We start from the raw sequence: 7154 nt of genomic DNA, 5'->3' as shown, positions 1-7154 counted from the left end.
GACCGCCCAGACCGCCCAGACCGCCCAGGTCGTCCACCCGCAGGCCGCCCAGCCCGCGCAGCTCCGGGCCGACACGGTCGGGCAGATCGCGAACGGCCTCATCAACTCCCGCCTCTACGTGACGAGCGAGGCCGGGAACGTGCTGTCGGCGGCCGACCAGAACCAGATCAAGCAGTCCCTCGCCGGGGACCACGACGCCGACGTCCGCGCCATGGTGATCAGCAACAACGCGACCGCGAGCCAGGTCAGGCAGCTGCTCCCGGCCGTCGCGCAGCGGGTCGGCAAGGGCGGGACGTTCGTCGCCGTCACCGCCGACGGCAGCCGCATGGCGGCGATCTCCCAGAAGCTGGACGCCCGCGAGATCAACCAGATCGTCACCCGCACGAACGGCATGCCGCTCAAGCAGCGGCTGGTCGACTTCGGGAACCGCGCGGAGACGAAGGTCGACCAGAACGCCCGGTCCAGCGCGCTCATCGGATACGTCGCCCTCGGCCTGGTGGTGCTCGTGGTGGGGGTGGCGACGGTCGTGTTCCTCGGCGCCCGCAAGCGGCGCCTGGCCCGCGAGGCCAGTGAGATGCAGGACCTCAAGCAGGGCGTCCAGGAGGACGTCACCCTGCTCGGCGAGGACATCGCCCGCCTCGACCTCAACGTCATGGACAAGGGCCTCGACCCGGCGATCCGCGCCGACTACGAGCACGCCATGAACTCCTACGACCAGGCGAAGGCGGCGACGGAGCGCGCGGCCAGACCGCAGGACATGTCGTCGGTGACGACGGCGCTGGAGGACGGCCGCTACTACATGACCGCCACCCGCGCCCGGCTGGCCGGAGACCCGGTGCCCGAGCGGCGCGCGCCCTGCTTCTTCAACCCGCAGCACGGCCCGTCCGTGCGGGACGTCATGTGGGCGCCGCCCGGCGGCAGCATCCGCTCCGTCCCGGCGTGCGAGGCCGACGCGGAGGCCGTCCTGCGCGGGGGCGACCCCGACATCCGGATGGTCCCGTACCGGGGCGCGCGGGAGCCGTACTGGAACGCCGGCCCCGCGTACGCGCCCTACGCCGGCGGCTACTACTACGGCTACGGCGGGTTCGACCTGCTCGGCGGGCTGATGATCGGTACCGCGCTCGGCTCGATGATGGGCGGCGGCATGGGCTACGGCGGCATGGACGGCGGGTTCGGCGACGGCGGCGGCGACATCGGCGGCGGCTGGGACTTCGGCGGCGGCGACTTCGGCGGCGGTGGCGACTTCGGCGGCTTCTGACCGCCGCCGCCACCGGCCGCAGCGATCAGCGCGCGGCGCCGCCGGTGGCGGCGGCGCTCCTGCCTGTGGCGGAGCGGACCGGGACCGTCGCGTCGGTGATGGAGACGAGGGTCGCGGCCACTCCCCATGGCCGGACCGCCTCGTCGACGCGCCGGACCAGCTCCGGGTCGTCCCCGCCCGCCAGCAGGGACGGCAGGTCCGCCAGGTCCCGGTCCGCTATCAGACCGCGCAGCGCGACCTCGGTCACCGCCTGCGCGGCGGAGGACGGCGTGCCCGAGGTGTCCGCGGCCGCGGCGTACCTGACGGGGTCGTCGGCTCCCATCAGGGCGTGCGCCTTGAGCCGCACGGGCACACCGTCCCTGGTCATCGCCCGGAACCACAGGTCGTGCGGCCGCGGGCCCACCGGGACGCGCACGCCGCTGTCGGCGAGCGGCAGCAGGTAGCGCAGTCCGGGCCCGCGGACCCCGCGCGTCCTGCCGAAGCGCCGGACGACGAGCCGTTCGCACGACCCGACGCGCCGGAGCCCGGAGAGCGCGGCCACGGCGACCGCCAGTCCGAGGACGATCAGGAACGCGGTGGACGGGGCCAGCGGGCTCTCTCGCGCGGCGAGCGGGACCATCCGACCTCCTCCCCCCTGTTCTCACCTTCCACCGTCGGCGATGGGGCGAGGGCCCGCCATCGGGTCCGATGCCCATAAGAGAGGGGGACGGACATGCAGGTCGGCACGGGTGCCGCCCCACATGGACAAAAGGGCGCCGCATGCGATGACGTGGTCCCATGAGCAGGACACCCGCCTCGGCACTGTACTGGCGCATCCTCGGCATCAACGGGCTGATCTTCGCGATCGGCACCGCCCTGCTGGCGGTCGCGCCCGTCACCATATCCTCGCCGATCCTGCTGCGGGAGCTGCCCGTCCTGGTGGTCGGGCTGGTGGTGATGACGGCGGCGAACGCGCTGCTGCTGCGCGCCAGCCTGTCCCCGCTGGAGCGGCTCACGGCGCTGATGGCGCGGCTGGACTCGCTGCGCTCCCGCGACCGGCTCTCCGCCACCGGCAACGGCGACCTGTTCCACCTCGTCGACCAGTTCAACGCGATGCTGGACCGGCTGGAGGCCGACCGCAGCATCAGCACCGCCGTGGTGCTGGACGCGCAGGAGGCCGAGCGGCGCCGCATCGCGCAGGAGCTGCACGACGAGATCGGGCAGTCCCTCACCGTGGTGCTGCTGGAGCTGAAGTCGGTGGTGGACCGGGCGCCCGAGGAGGTCGCGGAGGAGCTGCGGGGCGTCCAGGAGGTCGTCCGGTCCAGCCTGGACGAGGTGCGGCGCGTGGCGCGGCGGCTGCGTCCCGGCGTCCTCGACGACCTCGGCCTGACCAGCGCGCTCACCGCGCTCGCCGGGGACTTCTCCGGGACCGGCGGCCCGCGGGTGACGCGCCGCGTGCAGACGGGGCTGGAGGGCCTCGGCCCGGACGCCGAGCTGGTGATCTACCGCATCGCGCAGGAGGGCCTCACGAACGTGTGGCGCCATTCGGGCGCGCGCAACGCCGAGCTGTCGCTCACGCAGGAGGAGGACGGGAGCGTCGTCCTCCGCGTCGTCGACGACGGCTCGGGGCCGCCCACCGAGGTCGGCTCCGGCATCCACGGCATGCGGGAGCGGGCAATGCTCATCGGGGCGCGGCTCACGATCGGGCCGGCGAACGGCGGCGGCACGGAGGTGCGGCTGGAGGTGCCGCCGGAGGGCTCCCGGCCCGCGGTGACCGGCTGAGCCGGCGGGTCAGGGCTCGACGAGCCCGACCCTGATCGCGTACTTGGTCAGTTCCAGCCGGTCGCGCATGCCGAGCTTGCCGAGGATGTTGGCGCGGTGCCGGTCGACCGTCTTCACGCTGATCGTGAGGGTCTCCGCGATCTGCTTGGACGAGTACCCCTCCGCGATCAGCTTGATGATCTCCTCCTCGCGCGGGGTGAGGATGCTGTCGGGGCCGTCGCCGTCCCGCTCCCGGCCGAGGTACTCGCGTATCAGCGCCGTCACGGCCGCCGGGTACAGGAACGGCTCGCCGCGCATCGCCGCGCGGCACGCGTGCAGCAGGTCGCGGTCGGCGACGGACTTCAGCACGTACCCGGACGCGCCCGCCTTCAGGGCCTCGAACAGGTACTGCTCGTTGTCGTACATCGACAGGATCAGCGTCCGCACGGTGGGGAAGCGCCGGGAGATCTCCCGCGCGGCCTGCAGCCCCGTCATCCGCGGCATCGCGATGTCGAGGATCGCCAGGTCGACGCCGCCCGCGGCGAGCGCGTCGATCGCCTCCGCCCCGTCCGCCGCCTCCGCGACCACGGTCAGGTCGGGCTCGGCGTCCAGGATCAGCCGCAGCCCGCGGCGCACCAGCGCGTGATCGTCGGCCAGCAGTATCCGGGTGGCGGACTCGCGAGTGTGCACCCGATCACCTCCGGTCTCGGATCCATCCTAGGCGCGGCCCCGCGAGCAGCTTCTCCTCCACCTGCAGATACATGCTCCATGGCGCCGATATGGGGGTCAGACCCGATAAAGCGCGGGGCCCTCGGCACAAAGACTGGACACCGTACGCGGAAAGGGGCGGACGCATGGCACACCGAACGACCGGCGGGCACCTTCACCCGCCCAAGGCGCCGCGGAGGCCGTCCTGCGAAGGGAGCGCCCCCGGCGTCAGAAGGAGGAATCTATCAACCCGAAGAGCCAGGCTTTCCGGAAGCCGAAAGGAAGCAATGCAAGCGCGGGACATCGCCATAAAGGTGCCGACCGTGACGCGGGACGACTCGATCGCGCACGCGATACAGGTCATGGCGCTCGGCCGGCTGCCGGGACTGATCGTCGTGGACGAGGCGCAGCGCCCCCGGGTCGTCCTGCCCGGCACGCAGGTGCTGCGGCTGGCGGTCCCCGTCGCCTACCAGGAGGACCCGGCGCTGACCCGGGTCGTGGACGAGACGCACGCGGACGTCTTCTGGCACGAGATCCGCGACAGGAAAGTGGGCGACTGCCTCGGCACGCCCACTCCCCGCCCGTTCATCGTGAAATCCTCCGCGACGCTGCTGGAACTCGCCGCTCTCATGGCCCGGCAGCGCAGCCCCATCGTGGCGGTCGTGGACGACGCCGGCCTGCTCACCGGCGCGGTGATCCTCGATCGGCTGCTGTCGGCGCTGGCGCTCAGCCGGCCCGACGACTGACCCTCCGGCAACGCCCCGACCCACCGCCGCGCGGCGGCCTCCGGACGGAGGACCCGCGATGACGGCGGTGGCGGCGCTCGCCATCTTCGTCGTCGCGTTCTTCTTCATCGCCACGGAGAAGGTCGACAAGGTCAAGGTCGTCCTCGTCGCGGCCGGGGCCATGACGGTGCTGGGGCTCACTCCCGGCGCCGGGGTCTTCTTCTCCGAGCACGACGGGATCGACTGGAACGTCATCTTCCTGCTGCTCGGCATGATGATCATCGTCGGGGTCATCAAGGGCACCGGGCTGTTCGACTACCTGGCGATCTGGGCGGCCAAACGGTCCAAGGGCCGGCCGTACCGGCTGCTGGTGATGCTCATGGCGATCACCGCGGTCGCCTCCCCGTTCCTGGACAACGTCACCACGATCATGCTGGTGGCGCCGGTGACGGTGGTGGTCTGCAACCGGCTGCGGATCCCGGCGCACCCGTACCTCATCGCCGAGGTGCTGGCGTCCAACATCGGCGGCGCCTCGACCCTCATCGGGGACCCGCCGAACATCATCATCGCCAGCCGGGCGGGGCTGACGTTCAACGACTTCCTCGTCCACATGGCGCCGATCGTGGTGATCATCTTCATCGCGTTCGTGCTGCTGGCGCGGGTGCTGTTCCGCAAGTCGTTCACCTACGACGAGCGGTACGTCGCCGAGGTGATGTCGCTGGACGAGCGCAAGGCGATCACCGATCCGGCGCTGCTCGTCCGGTGCCTGGCGGTGCTCGGGCTCGTCATCGTCGGGTTCATGCTGCACTCGGTGGTGCACATGGAGCCGTCGATCGTCGCGCTCGTCGGCGCCGGGGTGATGCTGCTGGTGTCGCGGGTCGACGTCGGGGAGGTCCTGGACGAGGTCGAGTGGCCCGTCCTGGTGTTCTTCGTCGGCCTGTTCGTGATGGTGGCGGGCCTCGGGCACACCGGCGTCATCGAGCGGATCGGCGTCTGGGCCGCGGACGCGGTCGGCGACAACTACTTCGCCGCCGCGACCAGCCTGCTGTTCGGGTCCGCCGTGCTCGGCGCGTTCTTCGACAACATCCCCTACGCGGCGACGATGGCGCCGATCGTGGAGGGGATGGCGGCGGGCGCCCCCGACCCGACGACCGCCGAGGCGCTGTGGTGGTCGTTCGCGCTGGGCGCCGACTTCGGCGGCAACGGCACCGCCGTCGCGGCGAGCGCCAACGTCGTCGCGATCGGCATCGCCGCCCGGACCGGGAACCCGATCAGTTTCTGGCAGTTCACCCGCTACGGCATCGTCGTCACCGTGCTGAGCACGCTGATGGCGTGGGTGTACGTGGCGCTGCGCTACTTCTAGCGCGGCTGCCGCGGGCTGGGGCCGGGCACGTCCTCTAGTAGGCGTGCTCGGCCATCAGCCGCCGGGACGCCTCGGTGATGCTGCCCGACAGCGACGGGTACACCGCGAACGTCTGGGCGACCTGGTCGACGGTCAGGTGCTGCTGGACGGCCACCGACACGGCCAGGATCAGCTCGCTGGCGCGCGGCGCCACGATGACGCCGCCGAGCACGATCCCCGTGGACGGGCGGCAGAACACCTTGACGAAACCGTCCTCGAAGCCCTGCATCTTGGCGCGCGCGTTGGTGAACAGCGGCAGCATGACCGTCCGGGCGTTGACGTCACCGGAATCGACCATGTGCTGCGTCACGCCGACCGACGCGACCTCCGGGTCGGTGAAGATGTTGGACGCGACCCAGCCGAGCTTGAGCGGCTGCACCGCCTCCCCCAGCGCGTGCCACATCGCGATGCGGCCCTGCATGCCCGCGACGGACGCGAGCATGAGGACGCCCGTGCAGTCCCCGGACGCGTAGATGTGCGGGACGGACGTCCGCGACACCTTGTCGACCTCGACGAAGCCGCGCGCGTCGCAGCGCACGCCGACCTCCTCCAGGCCGATCCCCGTGGTGTTCGGGACCATCCCGACCGTCATCAGGCAGTGCGAGCCCTCGATCTTCGTCCCGTCCTCCAGGGTGACGATCACGCCCTCGCCCGAGCGCTCCACCCCCGCGGCCCGCGACCGCGACATGACGTTCATCCCGCGCCGCAGGAACACGTCCTGCAGGACGGACGCGGCGTCGGCGTCCTCCGTCGGGAGGATCCGGTCGCGCGAGGACACCAGCGTGACCTTCGACCCGAGCGACAGGTACGCGCCCGCGAGCTCCGCGCCCGTCACACCGGACCCGACGACGATCAGGTCCTCGGGGAGCTCCGGCAGGTCGTAGAGCTGGCGCCAGTTCAGGATGCGCTCGCCGTCCGGCTCCGCGCCGGGCAGCACCCGCGGCGTCGCGCCCGTCGCGATGAGCACGATGTCGGCCCGGATGCGCCGGTCGCCGACCGCGACGACATGCGGCTCCACCAGCCGCGCCTCACCGCGGACGATCTTCACCTCCTCGTAGGCGAGCCGTTCGGCGACGTCGAACGACTGGGCCCGCGCGAGGTCCTTCACGCGCTTGTTGACCTCGGCCATGTCGGCCTCCAGGGCGCCGACGATGCCGTCCGGGCCGCCGTTGAAGCGCAGCCCGAGGCCCGTCGACTCCGACATGACCGCCATGCGGGTCGAGGTGGCGATGAGCGTCTTGGAGGGCACGCAGTCGGTGAGCACGCAGGCGCCGCCGGGACCGTCCCGTTCGATGACGGTCACGTCCGCGCCGAGCTGAGC

At 71.8% G+C, this 7154-nt stretch carries 7 protein-coding genes; 4 read left to right on the top strand and 3 right to left on the bottom strand.

What is annotated here, in order from left to right:
• Nucleotides 1-1258, top strand: a 1258-nt coding sequence (locus ETD96_RS37915; RefSeq protein ID WP_138641317.1) for a hypothetical protein, incomplete at its 5' end; no start/stop codon positions are given.
• Nucleotides 1259-1283: 25 nt separating this feature from the next.
• On the opposite strand, the gene ETD96_RS37910 is transcribed toward ETD96_RS37915, so the two are convergent.
• The gene (locus ETD96_RS37910; protein ID WP_138641316.1) at nt 1284-1877 is read right to left on the bottom strand and encodes an SPFH domain-containing protein; all 594 of its coding nucleotides are present in this window, start codon (nt 1875-1877) and stop codon (nt 1284-1286) included.
• A 158-nt stretch (nt 1878-2035) separates the two neighbouring features.
• Here ETD96_RS37910 and ETD96_RS37905 point away from each other — a divergent pair, with 158 nt between their 5' ends.
• Entirely contained in the window at nt 2036-3019 is a 984-nt protein-coding gene (locus ETD96_RS37905; RefSeq protein ID WP_138641315.1) for a HAMP domain-containing sensor histidine kinase, read from the top strand.
• Nucleotides 3020-3028: 9 nt separating this feature from the next.
• On the opposite strand, the gene ETD96_RS37900 is transcribed toward ETD96_RS37905, so the two are convergent.
• On the bottom strand, nt 3029-3688 hold the full coding sequence (locus ETD96_RS37900; RefSeq protein WP_138641314.1) for a response regulator: 660 nt from the start codon (nt 3686-3688) through the stop codon (nt 3029-3031).
• A 341-nt stretch (nt 3689-4029) separates the two neighbouring features.
• On the opposite strand from ETD96_RS37900, the gene ETD96_RS37895 reads away from it, so the two are divergent.
• On the top strand, nt 4030-4452 hold the full coding sequence (locus tag ETD96_RS37895) for a CBS domain-containing protein (protein WP_240808516.1): 423 nt from the start codon (nt 4030-4032) through the stop codon (nt 4450-4452).
• Nucleotides 4453-4510: 58 nt separating this feature from the next.
• A complete protein-coding gene (locus tag ETD96_RS37890; RefSeq protein ID WP_138641312.1) occupies nt 4511-5794 on the top strand; it encodes an ArsB/NhaD family transporter in 1284 nt (427 codons plus the stop codon).
• Between the two features lie 34 nt (nt 5795-5828).
• Here ETD96_RS37890 and ETD96_RS37885 read toward each other — a convergent pair.
• Nucleotides 5829-7154, bottom strand: a 1326-nt coding sequence (locus tag ETD96_RS37885; protein ID WP_138641311.1) for an NAD(P)H-quinone dehydrogenase, incomplete at its 5' end; no start/stop codon positions are given.

This window comes from Actinomadura geliboluensis (genome assembly GCF_005889745.1).
GTDB classification, from domain to species: domain Bacteria; phylum Actinomycetota; class Actinomycetes; order Streptosporangiales; family Streptosporangiaceae; genus Spirillospora; species Spirillospora geliboluensis.
Note: the sequence above shows the minus strand (reverse complement) of the source record. Positions and strands in the feature narration are given on the sequence as shown.